Origin of the sequence: Brevibacterium sp. UBA7493, from assembly GCF_002479565.1 — a bacterium.
In the GTDB taxonomy this organism is placed as follows: domain Bacteria; phylum Actinomycetota; class Actinomycetes; order Actinomycetales; family Brevibacteriaceae; genus Brevibacterium; species Brevibacterium luteolum.
On the sequence record NZ_DLOD01000003.1, the window covers coordinates 18,650 to 36,696 of the forward strand.

14 protein-coding genes and 2 tRNA genes are annotated in these 18,047 nt (G+C 67.0%); 11 read left to right on the forward strand and 5 right to left on the reverse strand.

The annotated features are described in order from the left end of the window. Positions 1-134: 134 nt before the first annotated feature. The 5 genes from B4E96_RS01415 (at position 135) to B4E96_RS01435 (ending at position 5,169) form a co-directional block, all read left to right on the forward strand. The gene (locus B4E96_RS01415; protein WP_286956152.1) at positions 135-1,778 is read left to right on the forward strand and encodes a hypothetical protein; all 1,644 of its coding nucleotides are present in this window, start codon (positions 135-137) and stop codon (positions 1,776-1,778) included. 67 nt (positions 1,779-1,845) lie between these two features. After that, complete coding sequence (locus B4E96_RS01420) at positions 1,846-2,172, forward strand: hypothetical protein (RefSeq protein WP_102159864.1); 327 nt, start codon at positions 1,846-1,848, stop codon at positions 2,170-2,172. After that, positions 2,159-3,175, forward strand: a complete 1,017-nt coding sequence (locus B4E96_RS01425; RefSeq protein WP_286956153.1) for a transporter substrate-binding domain-containing protein — start codon at positions 2,159-2,161, stop codon at positions 3,173-3,175. The genes B4E96_RS01420 and B4E96_RS01425 overlap by 14 nt, the downstream gene beginning before the upstream one ends. A 39-nt stretch (positions 3,176-3,214) precedes the next feature. Then, the gene (locus B4E96_RS01430) at positions 3,215-4,810 is read left to right on the forward strand and encodes an amidohydrolase (RefSeq protein WP_286956154.1); all 1,596 of its coding nucleotides are present in this window, start codon (positions 3,215-3,217) and stop codon (positions 4,808-4,810) included. A gap of 38 nt (positions 4,811-4,848) precedes the next feature. Further along, positions 4,849-5,169: a GNAT family N-acetyltransferase gene (locus tag B4E96_RS01435; protein ID WP_102159870.1), complete on the forward strand. Its 321-nt coding sequence runs from the start codon at positions 4,849-4,851 to the stop codon at positions 5,167-5,169. Positions 5,170-5,263: 94 nt separating this feature from the next. Here the strand turns inward: B4E96_RS01435 and B4E96_RS01440 are convergent. Further along, positions 5,264-5,339, reverse strand: a tRNA-Asn gene (locus B4E96_RS01440). 207 nt (positions 5,340-5,546) lie between these two features. On the opposite strand from B4E96_RS01440, the gene B4E96_RS01445 reads away from it, so the two are divergent. Beyond that, entirely contained in the window at positions 5,547-6,458 is a 912-nt protein-coding gene (locus B4E96_RS01445; protein WP_286956155.1) for a DMT family transporter, read from the forward strand. Next, a complete protein-coding gene (locus B4E96_RS01450; protein ID WP_259795902.1) occupies positions 6,455-7,663 on the forward strand; it encodes a glycosyltransferase in 1,209 nt (402 codons plus the stop codon). The genes B4E96_RS01445 and B4E96_RS01450 overlap by 4 nt, the downstream gene beginning before the upstream one ends. Here the strand turns inward: B4E96_RS01450 and gluQRS are convergent. After that, positions 7,645-8,682, reverse strand: coding sequence for a tRNA glutamyl-Q(34) synthetase GluQRS (gene gluQRS / locus B4E96_RS01455; protein ID WP_259795905.1), 1,038 nt, complete (start codon positions 8,680-8,682; stop codon positions 7,645-7,647). The two genes, B4E96_RS01450 and gluQRS, sit on opposite strands and share 19 nt — an antisense overlap. Before the next feature lie 141 nt (positions 8,683-8,823). Here gluQRS and B4E96_RS01460 point away from each other — a divergent pair, with 141 nt between their 5' ends. The 3 genes from B4E96_RS01460 (at position 8,824) to B4E96_RS01470 (ending at position 15,095) form a co-directional block, all read left to right on the forward strand. Beyond that, a complete protein-coding gene (locus B4E96_RS01460; RefSeq protein ID WP_286956157.1) occupies positions 8,824-10,248 on the forward strand; it encodes an MFS transporter in 1,425 nt (474 codons plus the stop codon). Positions 10,249-10,401: 153 nt separating this feature from the next. Continuing rightward, on the forward strand, positions 10,402-13,659 hold the full coding sequence (locus B4E96_RS01465; RefSeq protein ID WP_286956158.1) for a beta-phosphoglucomutase family hydrolase: 3,258 nt from the start codon (positions 10,402-10,404) through the stop codon (positions 13,657-13,659). 170 nt (positions 13,660-13,829) lie between these two features. Then, positions 13,830-15,095 (forward strand): EAL domain-containing protein, encoded by a 1,266-nt coding sequence (locus B4E96_RS01470; RefSeq protein ID WP_286956160.1) that lies wholly within the window; start codon positions 13,830-13,832, stop codon positions 15,093-15,095. A gap of 305 nt (positions 15,096-15,400) precedes the next feature. On the opposite strand, the gene B4E96_RS01475 is transcribed toward B4E96_RS01470, so the two are convergent. Then, positions 15,401-15,474 (reverse strand) — tRNA-Ile (locus B4E96_RS01475). Positions 15,475-15,651: 177 nt separating this feature from the next. On the opposite strand from B4E96_RS01475, the gene B4E96_RS01480 reads away from it, so the two are divergent. Beyond that, a complete protein-coding gene (locus B4E96_RS01480; RefSeq protein WP_102160700.1) occupies positions 15,652-16,143 on the forward strand; it encodes a DUF3145 domain-containing protein in 492 nt (163 codons plus the stop codon). A 272-nt stretch (positions 16,144-16,415) separates the two neighbouring features. Here the strand turns inward: B4E96_RS01480 and B4E96_RS01485 are convergent, their stop codons facing one another. Together B4E96_RS01485 and B4E96_RS01490 are read right to left on the reverse strand one after the other, a co-directional pair. Then, positions 16,416-17,657: a beta-ketoacyl-[acyl-carrier-protein] synthase family protein gene (locus tag B4E96_RS01485; RefSeq protein WP_286956161.1), complete on the reverse strand. Its 1,242-nt coding sequence runs from the start codon at positions 17,655-17,657 to the stop codon at positions 16,416-16,418. A gap of 81 nt (positions 17,658-17,738) precedes the next feature. Further along, positions 17,739-17,990 carry an acyl carrier protein gene (locus tag B4E96_RS01490; protein ID WP_102159882.1) on the reverse strand — a complete coding sequence of 84 codons (252 nt, stop codon included), beginning with the start codon at positions 17,988-17,990 and terminating at the stop codon, positions 17,739-17,741. Positions 17,991-18,047: the final 57 nt, after the last annotated feature.

An 18,047-nucleotide genomic window follows, 5' to 3' on the forward strand; every position in this document is an offset into this window, starting at 1 on the left:
ACGGGCTAGTGACCGAGGTGTCAGACGGCCGCTTCTGAGGCGCGTCACGCTAGGCTGGCACCGGTGGCTTCCAACATCCCGGCAGCAGCCGGAGAGCACGGTCTGGAGACGACCGGATCAATGGGGGAGACGAGATGGCCCGAGTCACGCGCACCGGCTGGGTGCTCGCCGCTGTAGCAGCGGCAGCGGTGGCAGCCGTGTTCATCATCATCGCCGCCATCAACCCGCAGCTGGGCTCCTCACCCTTGGACACCGCCAAGCGCGCCGCACAGTCCTTCGCCGATGACGCCGTGGCGGCAGGTCCCTGGACGGATCCGGCCGCCGCCGGCCGGGCACACGATCAGCTCCAGCACCAGCTGCGCGCTGCCGGCCTGCACGCACCGGTGGCCGTGAAGGTGATCGAGCTTGCCGAGATCGATTCGTCCCGGCAGCGGGCGACCCTGTCGTGGGCGTGGCTGACGAACCCGCGTTCACGCACCCAGGTCCCGGACTGGTCCTACACCTCCGAGGTCGATGTGGTGAAGGACCAGCTGTCGTGGAAGGCCGAGTACCGGCCTGAGGTCGTCCACCCGCAGCTGCATGACGACGCTGAGATCACCGCAGAGGTCGAAGCAGCGCCGCGGGCGAAGATCCTTGGATCCGGCGATGAAGTGCTCACCAGCGTCGAACCGGTCATCAGCGTCGGCATCGAACCGGCCCGCACCGATGATCCCGCCCAGACAGCAGACGACACCGCAGCCGCACTCGCCGGGATCACCGACATCGACGCCCAAGCGCTGACCAGCCGCATTGAAGCGGCAGCCGAACACGCCTTCGTCCCGGTCGTCACGATCCGCGCTGATGACTACCGCGATATCGCCGATGAGCTGCGCCCGATCCCCGGCACCGTGTTCCGCAGCCAGGACATGTCCGTGCCCGTGCACCGCGGGCTGGCACCCCTGCTGCTCGGCCGGGTCGGTGCTGCGACTGCCGAGGATCTGGAGGAGGACCCGCTGCTGCGCGACGGCGACCTCGTCGGCCAGTCGGGTCTGCAGAAGCTGTACCAAGCGGAGCTCTCCGGCCGCGCCGGTGTCGACCTGCAGGTCGATGGCGAGACGATCCTCAGCGTCGATGCCGTGCCGGCCCCGCCGGTGACGACCTCGATCGAACGCGATCTTCAGCAGCGTGCCGATGAAGCCGCCGCATCCGCCGGCACACCAGTGGGCATCGTCGTCATCGACTCCGTGAGCGGAGAAGTCCGCGCAGTCGCCAACGCCGGCGGGGACTCAGGTTTCGACCGGGCGCTGAACGGCAGCTATCCGGACTCACCCGCCCACGCACTCACAACAGCCCTGGCGAAGGAACGCCGAGCCGCTGAGTCCGAGGTGCTCGCGGCGCTCGGCATCGAGCGGGTCGACCTGGGCATGCCGGCTGCCGTGTCGACGGGCGGGCAGCCGACCGGCAGCCCGGTGTCTGTCGCAATCGCCGCAGCCCGGGTGCTCACCGGCCAGCAGCCAGCGATCAGCCTCGTGCAGTCGGCCGGGGGAGAGGACCTGCCATCGCCGGCACCCGATGCGAGCCTGACGAAGGACGAACGCCAGACACTGGAAGAACTCCTCGAACCCCACCTCGTCGACCTCACCGGCAGCGCGGGCACAGCAGAGGGCGAGACCGGCACGGTCGGCCCGTGGGCGATCGGGCAGCGCGGCGGACTCGTCGCAGCCGTCATCGTCGAACCAGCCGACGACGACCTGGCATCTGCCGGTGCCGTGCTCACCGAGGTGCTCACCGGCAGCTGACCGGGCTCTCACACTCAGGGCGTGTTGCCGCACCGGCAGCAGCCTGGGCAGCGGCTAGGCTGGGCTCATGTCGAACTGCGTCATCGTCGTCTACACGCCCATCGACTCCGCTGATGCCGTGCGCGCAGCACTGGCTGCAGGCGGGGCCGGAGCCATCGGCGACTACACCGGTTGCTCCTTCTCCAGCCGCGGCACCGGCCGCTTCACCCCAGGCGCAGGAGCCAACCCGACGATCGGCGACATCGGCACCCCCGAGGAGGTCGCCGAAGAGCGCATCGAAGTCATCTGCCCAGCTGAGACCGCCGCGGCGGCACTCGACGCGATGCTCGCCGCCCACCCCTACGAAGAACCGGCCTATCACGTGATCCCGGTGATGACGCGTGCCGACTTCTGACACCAGGCCACGCCGCAGGCTCTCCGCCGCAGCCGCGCTCGCAGGAAGCGCCCTGCTCCTCACCGGCTGCGGTATCACCGATGACTCCGGCAGCAGCAGCGAGCCGGCCCTCGACTACACCGTCGACACCGAGGCCGCCGTCAAGGACAGCCCGATCTGGACGGAAGCCGATGATGCGGCGATGCTCCGCATCGGCGTGCCCTTCGACCAGCCAGGGCTCGGATATCTTTCAGCAGGGAGGGCCGTGCCAGCCGGGTTCCACGTCGAGATCGGCAGTCTCATCGCCGGGCGTCTGGGCTTCGCAGCTCACCAGATCACATGGGTTGACGCATCGGCAGACCCGGCGTCGCTCCTCGAGGGTGATCAACCGGCAGCCGACCTCCTCATCGACACCGACGGCCAGCCCATCGAGGGACTCGACTCGGAGCCGGGAACCGACGCCACCGCCTCGGCGGCGGAGACCACACAGGCTGGTGATGAAGCGAGCGAACTCACCGAGGGCAGTGCCACCGAGGACACCACCGCCGAGGGCACGGGGATCCCAGCCGACCTGGCCGGGCCCTACCACCTCGGCGGCCAGGCGCTGCTGAGCCCGGCCGCATCAGATCTCGCCCAGTTCAGCGAGCTGACCGACCAGCAGGTCTGTGCACTGCCCGACTCACCGGGGAAGCAGGCGGTCGAGGAGGAGACCACCGCTGAGGTCGTCGAACGCGACACGCTGTCCGACTGCACCGCCGCTCTGGCAGCCGGTGAGGTCGAAGCCATCGTCGAAGCCGACCTCGACCTGCAGGCACTCGCCGCACAGGATCCGCAGGCCCTGACGCTGAGCGAGAACCGGCTGCGCCCAGCCGGCTACTGGATCCGGATGCGCACGGAGGACCCTGCTCTGGCCGAAGCGATCACTGAGGGGATCGCTTCTGCTGCCGACGACGGCGAATGGGAACACGCCGTCGAGGCCGCCTTCGGCAGCGACGTTGAGATGAGCCCGCCGCCGACACCCTGACCACGCCCGATGCCCGGGACCCTGCATTAGGGTTGGAGCATGAGCCAGATCACGCTGCGCAACGCGCGCCTGCTTGCCGAGGATCACTTCACCGCACTGACGACGCTGCACATCAGCAACGGCCGGATCACCGCCACCGGCGACGAGGCCGCAGACGGCAGTGCCGGTGAGGACATCGACGTCGACGGACAGTTCGTCATGCCCGGGTTCATCGAAAGCCACGGCCACCCGAGCATGTACGGCCGGACCCTCCTGCAGGTCGACGTGCGACCCGACGTCGTCGACTCCATCGCCGGCATCCAGACAGCGATCCGGGAAGCTGCCAGCAGCACTGAGCCCGGCGGGTGGATCCGCGGAGCTGGCTGGGACGAGACGTACCTGGCAGACGACCGGGTGCCCACCCGCGAGGACCTCGATGCAGCAGCCCCGGACCATCCGGTTGTGCTCACCCGCACCTGCCGGCACATGCTGCTGGTCAACTCAAAGGCACTCGAAGTCTGCGGCGTCGACGAAGATACCCCGGATCCGGCAGGCGGACGGCTCGTGAAGGACGGCAGCGGCCGGCTCACCGGGCTGTGCCAGGAGAAGGCGATGGACCTCATCACCGTCCCCGACTACGAACCCGACGAACTGTCCGGCGGATTCGCCCGCGCCCAGCAGCAGTTCCTCGACTGGGGCATCACCACCGTCCATGACATGTCCACCAGCCGCACCGACCTGCGCCTGTACACCGAGCTCGCCGACAGCCGGCAGCTGAGCATCCGCCTGCGGCCATGGCTGTGGGCGCTGACCCAAATGGGCTACGACGGGATCCTCGACGCCGCCCTTGCCGCCGGAGTCACCAGCGGGCTCGGTGATGACTGGATGCGCATCCAGGGTGCGAAGTTCGTCCTGGACGGGGGAGTGGGAGGCAAGACCGCCGCACTGTGCTGCCCGTACGAGCACAGCGACGAGACCGGGATCCTCTACATCGATGATGAGACGCTGACCGGGCACCTACGCGAGGCGGTGGCAGGCGGGCTGCGCCTGGCGATCCACAGCATCGGTGACGCCGCCATCGCACAAGCCCGGCGCGCGCTGAAGAACATCGGTGACGACGAGGCGGTGCGCACCCGGCGCACCCGCATCGAACACTGCACCCTGCCGGCCGATGAGGACCTCGACTTCCTCGCCGAATGGAACATCATCGCCTGCTCCTCTGTCGGTTTCATCTACCACCTCGGCGACTCCTACCTCAAGGTGCTCGGGCGGGACCGGATGCCGCGGGTCTACCCGCACCGATCCTTCATCGACCGCGGGATCATCGCGCCGGGCAACTCCGACGTGCCGGTCACCAACGGCAACCCGTGGGAGGGCATCTACGGGGCAGTGACCCGGACGACGAAGACCGGGCAGGTCCTCGATGCCGAACAGAACATCACCCTGGCCGAGGCGATCCGCGCCTACACCTCGGACGCGGCCTACACCTCCTTCGAAGAGGACACACTTGGCACCCTGGCTCCCGGCGCACACGCCGACTTCCAGCTCTACGACCGCAACCCCTTCGACCTCAACCCTGAGGAGTGGCTCGACCTCACCCCCAGCGCGGTCTACGTCGCAGGGGAGAAACAACCCCTGAGCCGCGAGCATCCCTGAGCTAGACTCATCACCACCGACCCCAGGAGGAGTTCCCCATGGAAGACCCTGTTCTCGTCAGCAATCCCGTCGAGGTCGTCGACAACCTCTCGCGCGACCGGTTCGAACTCTGGCTCTCCGGCCCGGAGCGGACCTTCGTCGGATTCCTCGGCTACACGATGCCCGAACCCGGGGTCTACGAACTCCAGCACACGATCATCGACGAGGCCTTCGGCCGGCAGGGCTACGCGCGCACACTCGTGACCAAGGTGCTCCAGCAGCTTCAGGAGCGCGATCAAAAGATCATCCCGATGTGCTCCTATGTCGACCGCTACCTCGAGCGCTTCCCGCAGTACCGCGGACTCGTCGCCGAACAGTGAATCTAGGCCGTCTGAGCTGAACGGCGGCTGTCTGCGGGCACAAGAGCAGCTGCCTGTGGGCACAAAAATGCCCCGCTCACATGGAGCGGGGCAGTGGCTCCCCCGGCTGGGCTCGAACCAGCGACCCTTCGATTAACAGTCGAATGCTCTGCCAACTGAGCTACGGAGGAATAGCGTCATCGTGATGATCACGCGAGAAACAACTCTAGCACCGGGATCGCGCAGTTCTCAAATCACCCCGGCGGTGACGTACCTCACGTCGAGGCAGGCCGGCTTTGAGGGTCTCCCGGCGCGCGGTGCGTGACTGAACCCGGCATGTGAGTCTCCGCCCCGCGCCGTGTGAACCTCACCTGCGGGCCGCGGGCTACACTGGCCGGGTGACCACCCTACTGGCCATCAGCCTGGCGCTGTTCGCAGCGATCGCGCTGGCGTACGCCGCGCTCCTGCAGCACAGCGGCGTCAACCAGCGCGAGGAGGAGTCCACCCGCTTCCGGGTCCAGGAGTTCGCTCGCATCCTCAGAAACCGCACCTGGCTGCTCGGGCTCATCGTCCTCATCCTCGGCAACGCCGCCAACATCATCGCCCTGGCTATCGCCCCGGTCATGGTCGTCCAGCCGATCGGGGCGGTCGCACTCATCACCGCCGTCATCCTCGCCGTCGTCCACCGCGGCCTGGCACTTACCCGCACGATCGTCCTCGCCGTGGCCGCCTGTGGCCTCTCCCTTGCCGCCTTCGTCGCCGTGGCCGCTGTCATCGGCCGCTACGAGGTCCACTACGGGGCCAGCGCGCATCGCGTCGCCTGGATCGCGCTGGTGATCACCGTCGTCTTCGGCATCATCATCCTCGTGCGCAACCACCCACCGCAGCTGCTGCTCATCACCGGTTCCGGACTGCTCTTCGCCACCGTCGCGACGAATGTGCACATCATCTCCAACCAGTTCTTCGACTCCGGGCTCGGCGGGATCACCTGGTTCAACGTCATCAGCCTCGCTTTGGCCGGGATCATCGGCTCATGGTTCGTCCAGGCCGCCTATGCCGCCGGGCCACCGGAGATGGTCATCGCCGGGCTGACCGTCATCGACCCGATCTTCGCAGTCCTTCTCGGCTCGATTGTGCTCGGTGAGGCGATGGAGGCCTCGATCCTCCAGCTCGTGCTCATGGCCGTCACCGGGGCGATCGCCTGCTGGGCGGTCATCGCACTGTCCCGGTATCATCCAGACGTGGTGGCCAAGGAGCGCCAGCGCATGAACGACAAGTACGGCACCCACCCCGATGAGGACGATCGTTGACTGAGACCGAGCAGAGCACTGCCCCGGCTGACCGCACCACCCTGCGCATCTGCATCCCCGCTGAGACCTACGCTCCCGAGGTCAACGGTGCCGCGACCTTCGCGCAGACCCTGGCGACCGGGCTGGCCGCCCGCGGTCACGAGGTGCACGTCATCTGCCCCTCGGCCACCGAGACCCCGTCGACGGCGTGGGAGGACGGCGTGCTCGTCCACCGCATCCGCTCCCACCGCTGGTACCTGCACCCGACGTGGACGATCTGCATGCCCTGGGAGACCAAGCCCGAGGTGTCCCGCCTGCTCGATCTCATCCGTCCCGATGTCGTGCACACGCAGGCGCACTTCGTCATCGGCCGCTATGCGCTCAGCGAATCCCGCAAGCGCGGCATCCCGGTGGTGGCGACGAACCACTTCATGCCCGACAACGTCCGTCCCTACGTCAATGCTCCCGAGCGGCTGCTGCGCTATGGCAGCGCGGCCGCCTGGTGGGATCTGCGCCGGTCGTTCGAGAAGGCCGATTACCTCACTGTGCCGACCCAGCTGTCAGCCGATCTGCTGACGGAGAACGGGTTCCGCAGCTCGATCCAGGCGGTGTCCTGCGGCATTGACCTGTCCCACTTCTTCGCAGCCGATGATGTCGACCAGACGCACCCGACGGTGCTGTTCGTCGGCCGGCTGTCACTGGAGAAGAACATCGGCGACATCATCGCAGCCCTCGCTGCGGCCGACCCGAGCCTCAACCTGCATGCCGAGATCATCGGCGCCGGTTCCGAAGCCGAGCCGCTGCGCGCCCAGGCGGCCGAGCTCGGGGTGGCCGATCGGGTGCGGCTGCGCGGCAAGGTCAGCGACGAGGAGCTTGTGAAGGCCTATCAGGAGGCGACGTTCTTCTGCATGCCCAGCACAGCCGAGCTGCAGAGCATCGCGACCCTGGAGGCGATGGCTTCCGGCAAGCCGGTCGTGCTCGCCGATGCGGTGGCGCTGCCGCACCTGTGCCGGCATGGCGAGAACGGCTACCTGTTCGAACCACGCAATATCGAGGCGCTGACCGATGCGTTCACCCGGCTGCTGACGATGAGCGCTGCGGACCGGCAGCAGATGGGGGATGCCTCCCGGAGGCTCGTGGCCCGCCACGATGTCCGCCACACGCTTGACACCTTCGAATCGATCTACCGGCAGGTGATCGCCGAGGCTCAGTCGGCGGCTGGCTGAGCCCAGTCGGCCGGATCGAAGACCGCAGGCTCGCCGGTCATGGCGTCCAGGTCGAACTCATCCCGCGCCTGCTCCAGGTCAGCCCACGGACCGAAGCCCAGCGAGCTGCCGAGCCAGGCGAAGAAGTCGAACCCCGTGCTGGCCAGGTCGCCGAGGGTCACCGCACCGTCGCGCTTGGCCAGCCGCTGACCGCCGGGCCCGAGCACGAGCGGCACATGCACCCACTCGATCCCCGCATGCCCAGACTCCGTGCCGACAAGCTGCGGGCAGACGAGGTCCAGCAGCCTGGCGAAGAACACCTGGCGCGGAGTCGAGGACGCCAGATCATCAGCCCTGACCACCTGGTCGATGCCCATCGCCAGATCATCGACGACGACGGCCAGATGATAGGAGTGCACACCATCACCGCGGCGCAGCACGAAATCATCGATGAACCCGCGGACGTCACCGAGCAGCACATCGGCGACCACCACCTCGGGACCGGACGGGCTCACCGGCACCTCCAGCAGCCCGGCTGCCGCCTGCGCATCCAAGCGCAGGGCCGGCTGCCGGCCGTTGCCGGCCAGCCGGGTGCGCTCAGCCTCACGGACAGACCCGGTCAGGTTCCGGCAGGTGCCCGGGTAGGCACCCGGGGGAGTGTGCGGAGCCGAGGGCGCGGACTGGATGTCCTTGCGCGAGCAGTAGCACTCATAGACCAGCCCGGCCGTGTTGAGTGCTTCGATGACGGCTGCATACAGTTCGGTGCGCTCTGACTGGATGACGAGCGGGCCATCGGGGGTGACGCCGAGTGAGGCGAAGTCGGCCAGTTGCTGCTCGGCAGCCCCGGCCTGCACCCGGTCGAGATCTTCGATCCGCCAGCGGAAGGCCCGGCCCGTGGAGTGTGCGCACAGCCAGGCGAGGACTCCGGTGCGCAGATTGCCGATGTGCAGCCGGCCGCTCGGGCTCGGGGCGTACCGGCCGGCACCCCGCGCGGCAGGTGCGGTCTCGGCGTGCGGGGCAGATGGCGGGAAGCTGTCCATGCGCCCATCGTAACGAGGCGCTGGCTGCCCGAGGCAGTGACTGGCGAGTATTGCCAGGCCAGAGGCCGGGGGTGTAGGAATGGAGAAATGGCAGACAAACGGCACGCGGAGGCACAGGCAGGGTCAGCGCAGACTCCGAAGATGAGCGATGATCAGCGCCGCATCCTCCTCATCGCCCTCGTGCCGCTGTTCATGTCGCTGCTGTCGGTGTCGATCGTCAACGTCGTGCTGCCGGCCATCGGCAGCTCCCTCGACGCCTCGAATACCGCCCTGCAGTGGGTGCTCACCGGCTACACGCTGACCTTCGGCGTCATCCTCGTCCCGGCCGGGCGCGCCGGTGACCTGTTCGGCCGCGGCAGGCTCTTCATCGCCGGTCTCATCGTCTTCGGCGTCGCCTCACTGCTCGCCGGATTCGCCCCGAACCCGCTCGTGCTCAACCTCGCCCGGCTGCTTATGGGCGTCGGCTCCGGGCTGCTGAATCCGCAGGTCGTCGGGCTCATCCAGCAGTACTTCTCCGGCGCCGCCCGCGGCAAGGCCTTCGGGCTCATGGGCTCAGCGATCGGCGTGTCCGTCGCCGTCGGGCCGGCGCTGGGCGGTGTGCTCGTGAGGTTCTTCGGCGAAGACCTCGGCTGGCGCATGTCCTTCCTCATCAACGTGCCCTTCGTCATCCTCGCCGTGACGCTGGCGATCATCTTCTTCCCGCGCTCAGCCTGGGAGCCGCCACAGACCACCACCGCACCGGGTGACAAACCCGACCTCGACCTCGTCGGCGTCGCCCTGCTGGGCCTGGGCACCCTCGGCGTGCTCGTGCCGCTGCTCGTCGGCAAGGCAGCACTTGCCTACCTCGCCCTCGGCGTGCTCGGCATCGCCCTCATCATCGCCTGGGTGATGTGGGAGAACCGCTACAAGCGGCGCGGCCGCAGCCCGATGGTCGACATGGACCTCTTCCGCACCCGCACCTTCGCCAACGGTGCCCTGCTCATCTCCCTGTACTTCTTCGGCACCACCAGCGTGTGGGTCGTCATCGCCGTCTACGCCCAGAACGGACTCGGCTTCACCGCCCTCCAAGCCGGGCTCATCGGCCTGCCGGCTGCGATCTGCTCGGCGATCTCGTCTGCGATCGCCGGACAGTACGTCATCCGCCTCGGCCGCCCGCTCGTGCTCGTCGGCATGGCACTGGCGTTCCTCGGGTTGCTGGCCGGCATCGGCTCGGTCATCATGCACGACACCGCCGGCTGGCCCTTCGCCCTCGTCGTCATCGCCGTGTCCTTCATCGGCATCGCCCAGGGCCTGGTCATCAGCCCCAACCAGACACTCGCGCTCGTCGACGTGCCGCTCACCTACGCCGGGGCCGCTGGTGGTGTGCTGCAGACCGGGCAGCGGATGGGCACCGCCATGGGCCTGGCAGTCGTGACCTCAGTGTTCTTCGCCGTGCAGGCCGGCTACGGGTGGACCGCGGCCTTCAGCGCAGCCTTCGCCGTCATCGCCATCGTCGTCACCGCCTCGGCGGTGGTCGGCATCGTCGACTGGCGGCAGGGTCGGCACGCGGCCGCGGCGCGCAGCTGAAGCACAAAGCGCAAGGCGACCTGTCAGGCAGATTGCCACCGGACGTTCATCTGCCGGTGAGTGCCGTGTCGCCGGGTACTCGCTAGGCTAGACGCAAGCCGGCGTCTTCGGTCGCTGCGCGCCGCACATCCCCCGTCCAGCGAGCAGGAGACCATGAACACGATCGTCACAACCCCATGGTCAGCGGTCATCTTCGACATGGACGGCGTCGTCACCGACACGGCGTCTCTGCATGCGATCGCCTGGAAGCGGCTGTTCGACGACGTGCTCGCCAGCCCCGAAGTGACCAGCGGCGACCTGCCGCTGAGCCACCACATCGACACCACCCCCTTCGACGGGGTCGAGGACTACCGCCGCTACGTCGACGGCCGGCCCCGCGAGGACGGTGTACGCACCTTCCTCAACGCCCGCAACATCTTCCTGCCCGAAGGCGACGATGACGATCCGTCCTCTGCCCACACCATCCACGGGCTGGCCCGGCGCAAGAACGACTACTTCTCTGTGCTGCTCGAACGCGAGGGCATCGAAGTGTTCTCCGGCACCGTCAAGCTCATCGAGCGGCTGCGCCGGGGCGGCACCCCGATTGGTCTCGTGACCGCCAGCCGCAACGCCCCGCAGCTTTTGGAGACCGCCGGCATCGCCGACCTCTTCGACGTCGTCATCGACGGTCAGGTCGCCCGCGACCGCGGCCTGCCCGGCAAACCGGCCCCCGACACGTTCGTTGCCGCCGCCGAACTGCTCGGCTTCCCACCGCGGGACTGCGCGGTGCTCGAAGACGCCGTCTCCGGTGTCCAGGCCGCCCGCACTGGTGAGTTCGGCCTCGTCGTCGGCATCGCCCGCGACCGCAACCGCGCCGATCTGGAGGCAGCCGGGGCGGATGTGGTCGTCACCGACGCCAATGAGCTCGACCTGGGCATCGTGCCCCAGGATCCCTGGGAGCTGAGCTTCGCCGGCTTCGAGCCTGAGCATGAGGGCCGCCGGGAGGCGCTGACGACGCTGGCGAACGGGTACATGTCGCTGCGCGGAGCCGCTCCCGAGGCGCCGGCTGGGCACTCCCATTACCCCGGTTCGTACATGGCTGGGATCTTCAACCGGCTGTGGAGCCATGTCAACGGCCGGGACCTTGAGCACGAGTCGCTGGTCAATCTGCCGAACTGGAACGTCTGCGACATCCGGTTCGCCGACGGCGACTGGTTCTCCGCCGGCGGGCTGAAGATCGTCAGCGGCCAGCGCACGCTGTCGTTCGCCAACGGTGTGCTCACCCGCGAGCTGACGCTGAGTGACGCGCAGGAACGAGAGCTCATCATCCGCCAGCAGCGGCTCGTGTCGATGGACCGCAAGCATGTCGCAGCGATGCTCACGCAGATCACGCCGGTCAACACCGCCGATCCGATCGTTGTGCGCACCGGTATCGACATGAACGTCATCAACGACAACGTGCGTGAGTACGATGCGCTGTCGAAGAAGCACCTCATGACGACCTTCCAGCAGTTCGGTTCAGACGGCACGCTGCTGGCCGAGGTCGAGACGAGCCAGAGCAAGCTGCGCATCGCCATCGCCCAGCGCACCCAGATCCACGTCGGCGAGCACACCGTCCGGCAGACCGACGAAGACACCGGAGTGAAGGTGCATCCGGTCGAGTACCCCGCCGGCATCTTCACCGATGCCACCATCGAGATGCGCAAGGGCGCGACTGTCGGCATCGACACGACGACAGCCCTGGTCAACTCCCGTGATGATGCGCTCACCTCCGTGCGCGAAGGCGCGGTCGATGAGCTCAACTGGCTGCCGGCAATCGGCTACGAGAACCTGCTGCCCGGGCACACCGCTGCCCTGCAGAGGTTGTGGGAGCGCTTCGACGTCGAGGTCGAAGCCGACTCGAACACCCAGCTGCTGCTGCACCTGCACACCTTCCACCTGCTGCAGTCGCTGTCCCCGCACACCGTCTTCGCCGACACCGGCACCCCGGCCCGCGGACTGCACGGCGAGGGGTATCGCGGCCACATCTTCTGGGATGAGCTCTTCGTGCTGCCGCTGGTGAACCTGCGGCTGCCCGAGATCTCGAAATCGCTGCTGCTCTACCGCTGGCGCCGGCTCAACGCCGCCCGCCACCTCGCCCGCGAAGCCGGACTCGAAGGGGCGCTGTTTCCCTGGCAGTCCGGCTCCGACGGCCGTGAGGAGACTCCAGTCGAGTTGTTCAACCGGCGGGCGGGACGCTGGATGCCGGACAACTCCTGGCGGCAGAAGCATGTTGGCCTGGCGATCGCCTACAACGCCTGGCAGCACTACCGCGCCACGGAGGACGTCGGCTGGCTCGCCGAGCAGGGCGGCGAGCTCGTCATCGAGATCACCCGGCTGTTCGCCTCACTGGCCACGTATGACGCCGAGACCGACCGCTTCCACATCAACGATGTCATGGGCCCAGATGAGTTCCACGACGGATATCCCGGCACGCCCGGCTCAGGGCTGCGCGACAACGCCTACACCAACATCATGACCGCCTGGGTATGTCGCCATGCGGTCGAGATCTTTCGACTGCTGCCCTCCTATGCCGCCGAGGACCTCATCTTCCGGCTCAACATCCAGCCGGCCGAGATCACTCTGTGGGGCCGGCTCGCCGCCCGCCTGGCGGTGCCCTTCAACGCTGACGGCATCATCAGCCAGTTCGACGGCTACGACGACCTCGACGAACTCGACTGGGCCGCCTACCGCAAGAAGTACGGCAATATCGGCCGCATGGACCTCATCATGGAGGCCGAGGGCGACTCGACGAACAACTACAAGCTGTCCAAGCAGGCCGATGTCACGATGCTCATCTACCTGCTCGGCGCCAACGGCCTCATCCGCGAACTCGGCCGGATGGGCTACCGGTACACGATGAGCCAGGTCGAGCAGACTGTCGACTACTACACTGCCCGGTCGACAAACGGCTCGAGCCTGTCCAATGTCGTCAACGCCGCCGTGCTGGCCGCGATCGGCCGTCCCGAAGCCTGGGACGTATGGCAGGAATCGCTCGTCATCGACCTGCACGACACCCAATGGGGCACCACCCAGGAGGGTATCCACCTTGGTGCGATGGCCGGCACCGTCGACGTCGTCGTGCGCGCCTTCGCCGGCGTGCTCATCCGCTACGACCGCATCGAGTTCCGCCCCCGCCTGCCCGAGAAGCTCACCGGCGTGCGCTTCAGGGTGCTGTTCCAGGGCCAGGTCATCGATGTGCGCTGTTCGGCGCGCGAACTCGTCCTCACCAGCCGCTCGCACGAAACCTCGAAGGTCAAGGTCCGTGTGTGGGACGACGAACGCCTCCTCGACGGGGGAGAGACGCTGCACTTCAGCCTGCCCGAACACCACCACGAGGCTGTCGCCATGACCGGTGCGATCGAGATCGTCGGCGAGGATCCGCAGCGCTGAGCGTTCCGCTCCCGAGGCGGTGGGCGCCTTTCTGCAGGGGTGCAGATATCGATTTCCGGCTATCGTGTATCAGTCTTGTCATAAATGACTTTCTGCCGTGATCGGTGTCCACCGCGTGTGAGAAACTGAAAGCACTTTACAGGACTCAGCTGCCAACGGAAGGACATCTCGTGCTGTCGACACCCGCCGATGTATCGGCGTCGGGCGAGATCGAAGGACTGATCCGGCATGGCCTCGTCAACACCTATTTCGCACCGGTCGCAGAGGCGTCGAGTTTTGAGACCGTCGGCTACACCGTGCTTCCAGCCCGGGCGGACGGGAACGCTGGCAGCGACCGCGACCGCATCGATGAGTTCGCAGCCCTGCGTGCTGATGTGCGCAGCTGCGGCATGGTCGGCGACTTCGATTCCTCTCTGCGATCTATCGCCCTGCGCGATGCCGTCTCTGCCGGGCTGGGCGCCTCCACCCGGCTGTTCCTCGGGGCTGAACCCGAATCGCTTGTCACGCTCGAAGATCGCACGGACGAGCCCGAACGCTCGGTCATCCTGCAGCTCGATCCCGGGCGGATCGCCGGGGCGCCGGCCACCGTGCTGCGCTCGGTGCGCCAAGCTCGCCAGCTCGGCTGGGGCATCGGCATGAAATCGATCGGCCCCGATCTGCGTACGGCTGCGTTCCTGCCGCTGGTCAATCCCTCGGTCGTGAGCCTGCATCCGGATGTGCTGCATATGGAGGACCGCGGGGAGCTCGCTGAGCTCATCCGCCTGCTGCGCGCTCACGTCGAACGCACCGACGCCGTCGTCATCGCCGAGGGTGTGGCGACTGAGGCGGATATGCGCCAGGTGCGTGCGATCGGCGCCCGCTATGTCACCGGTCCGCTCATCGGTGCGCCGACGGAGGCGCCCAGCCCTGTCGATAAGCTCTACGACGATCCGCTCGTCGACCACTTCACCCGCAACCGGCTGGTGCAGGGCACCCCGTTCTCCATCTGCAAGAGCCTCAAGCACGACCCGCTCATCATGGACGAGGCGCTCGTGGGCTCGGAACTCGAATCGCTCCAGCGCCGCGCGCTCAATGGTTCGAGCTCGATCGTCATCATCGGCATCTACGGCGAGCAGGAAGATGTGTGGGAGGACACCGCCGAGCGGTTCGCATCTATCCAGCAGGTCTGTGGGTTCTCCGCGATGCTCTCCGGCGGCTTCGACGTCGCACCGGTTCCCGGTGTGCGCAGCGGGCGCATCGACCACTCCGATCCGCTGCGCAACGAATACGGGCTCATCGTCGTGGGACCGGACTGGTCGGGCATGGTCACTGCCTCTCGGAAGAACGACCCAGGGCCTGAGGGCCGAGTCGAGTTCGATGTTTACATCACCACCGACCGCTACGCCTGCATCGACGCCGCACGGGCGGTCCTCACCCGAGTCAACTCAGAACGCTGAACGCGCTCGGCACCGGATCATGCCGTGCCGGCAAGGGGCCGAGCTGCTCCTCGGGCTGCCGGGTGTCCTGGGGTTTCCGGACGGCGGGGTTTCGCTGTGGTGAAGACCCGGTGGGCTTCGCGTCCGCGACCGGCATGATGCCGGATGACCCGCCCGCGCTGATGCGAAGCCGATGTTCAGAGAGATGGACTGCAGCACTTCTGCGCAAGCCGCAGAAGAGCCGGCCGGAGTTGTCGCTTTGGGAATCCGTTCTGCCGCCAGATGCGCTCATATATGCGCGATCGGAGGTGATGATTGTCCGACTGTGCCCCCAGTCGGACTTGAACCGACGACCAAAGAATTATGAGTTCTCTGCTCTAACCAGCTGAGCTATGGGGGCCAGCATCGCCTGCCTTAGCACCAGCAGGCCGAGGCCAGCAACAGATTAGCAGAGAACCGAGGCCGCCAGGACGGGGATGTCTTTTGAACAGGGACGGCGATCGTCTATGCTGGTGGCATCCTCCTGTTCGGATCGTAGGGGAAGACGTATCCGAAGGCTCAGGAGGCAGAAATGGATATGACTCAGGGCGTACTCTTCGTCCACTCAGCACCTCGTGCGCTGTGCCCTCACATCGAATGGGCCGCCGGCGGGGCGATCGGCGCGCAGGCGGCCTTCGACTGGTCGCCGCAACCGGCCGCGCCCGGCACGTTCCGCGCCGAGATCTGCTGGCGTGCCCCAGCAGGCTCCGGTGCCCGCATCGCCTCGGCGCTGCGCGGCTGGGAGGGCGTGCGCTACGAAGTGACCGAGGAACCCTCACCCGGCGCTGACGGCGGCCGCTGGAGCCACACTCCGCGCCTGGGCATCTACCACGCTGTCACCGACGTGCACGGCAACATCATGGTCTCCGAAGACATCATCCGCTCGGTCATGGAGCGTGCAGCCGGCAATCCCGAGAAGCTCGAATCGCTCATGCAGCGCGCCCTGGGCGAGGCATGGGACAACGAGCTCGAAGCCTTCCGCTACGCCGGCGACGGCGCTCCCGTGCGCTGGCTGACCACCGCAGTCTGACCCACAGACCTGCGCTCTTACTGACCAGCGCTGGCATCGCGGCAGCTGTTGCGGGGTGCATCCGGCCTTTCGGTGTCTTCCTCCTGCCCGCAGGCTGCCTCACCGATGCCAGCGGTCCTGGCCCTGGCCCACACGCTCGGCTCTCGGCTCATACGCTCGGGCTCCCAGCTCACACGTGGGGCTCGAGCCAGCACGCAGATGCAGCAGGGCCTGCAGTCGCAGATGACTGCAGGCCCTGAAACACGCCCAACCGCAAACCGGTTGTGCTCCGATCAGACGGTCTTGATGACGCACACGGCGTTATGACCGCCGAATCCGAAGGAGTTCGTCAGCGCAGCGAAGTCTCCGCTGGGGAGATCCGCCGGGGTGTCGCGGACGACGTTGAGCTTGATCTCGGGATCGAGGCTCTCGATGTTGATCGTAGGCGGGGCGACACGATGGTGAGTTGCCAGCACAGCGAGGATCGCCTCGACTGCGCCCGCACCGCCGAGCAGGTGCCCGGTCATCGACTTCGTCGCGGAGACGAGCGCCTCAGAGACGTTCTCACCCAGCAGCGCGTTGACAGCCAGGGACTCGGGCACGTCACCGACCGGGGTCGAGGTGGCGTGGGCGTTGATGTGCTTGATGTCAGCAACGTCGATGCCGGCGTTGTCGACGGCATGCTGCATCGCGTGCAGCGCGTACTTGCCCTCGGGCTCGTTGGCGGTGATGTGGTGCGAGTCGTTCGACACGCCCCAGCCGGCGATCTCAGCGTAGATCTTGGCACCGCGGGCCTTGGCGTGCTCTTCGGTTTCGAGCACGAGCGCTCCAGCGCCTTCGCCCATGACGAAGCCGTCGCGGTCGACGTCGTAGGGACGCGATGCGGTCTCCGGCGAGTCGTTGCGGCGGGACAGCGCCTGCATGGACGAGAACGCCGACATGGTGATCGGGTGCACGGCAGATTCCGAACCACCGGCGATGACGACGTCGGCCTTGCCGGAGCGGATGACGTCGAGTGCCTGGCCGAGGCTTTCGGTCGAGGAGGCACACGCCGAGACAACGGTCTGCACGGCGGCACGCGCCTTGAGGTCCATGCCGATGGCGGCAGCCGGAGCGTTGGGCATGAGCATCGGCACCGTCAGCGGCATGACGCGGCGGGAGCCCTCTTCGCGCAGGGTGTCCCAGGCGTTGAGCAGCGTCCAGACACCGCCGATGCCGGTGGCCCAGGAGACGGCGAGACGTTCGGGATCGATCTCGGGGGTCTGTGCGTCCTCCCATGCCTCGCGGGCGGCGATGAGAGCGTACTGGCTTGAGGGGTCGAGTCGCTTGGCCTGCACGCGCTTGAGGCGTTCGTCGACGACGCTGCGGTCGACGGTGGCGGCGAAGCTGACAGGAATGCCATAGTCCTCAGACCAGCTGTTGTCGAGAGTATGGGCGCCCGAGGTTCCCTTGAGCGCTGCCTGCCAGGTGGCTTCGGCGGTCGTGCCGATGGGTGTGACGGCACCGATGCCGGTGACGACAACTGTGGAAGTCATGTGATCAACCTCGTCGAATCGGTTGGGGTCCATCACGGGGCGGTGAGACCGCGCGGGCCGGCCGCCCCGTGATCGGAATTCTTAGGCCTGCTGTGCTTTGACGATGTAGTCGACAGCGTCCTGCACGGTGACGAGATCCTTGACGTCGTCATCCGGGATCTTCACGCCGAACTTCTTCTCAGCGTTGACGACGATCGTCATCATCGAGATCGAGTCGATGTCGAGATCATCGGTGAAGGACTTGCTCGGCTCGACAGCTTCGGTGGCCAGGCCGGTCTCTTCGTTCACGATGTCAGCGAGTCCTGCGAGGACTTCAGCTTCGCTATGTGCCATATCTTCCTTCTTTCTCAATGCTTCCCGGCCAGGTTGACCGGCCGGCTTGTGGAACGT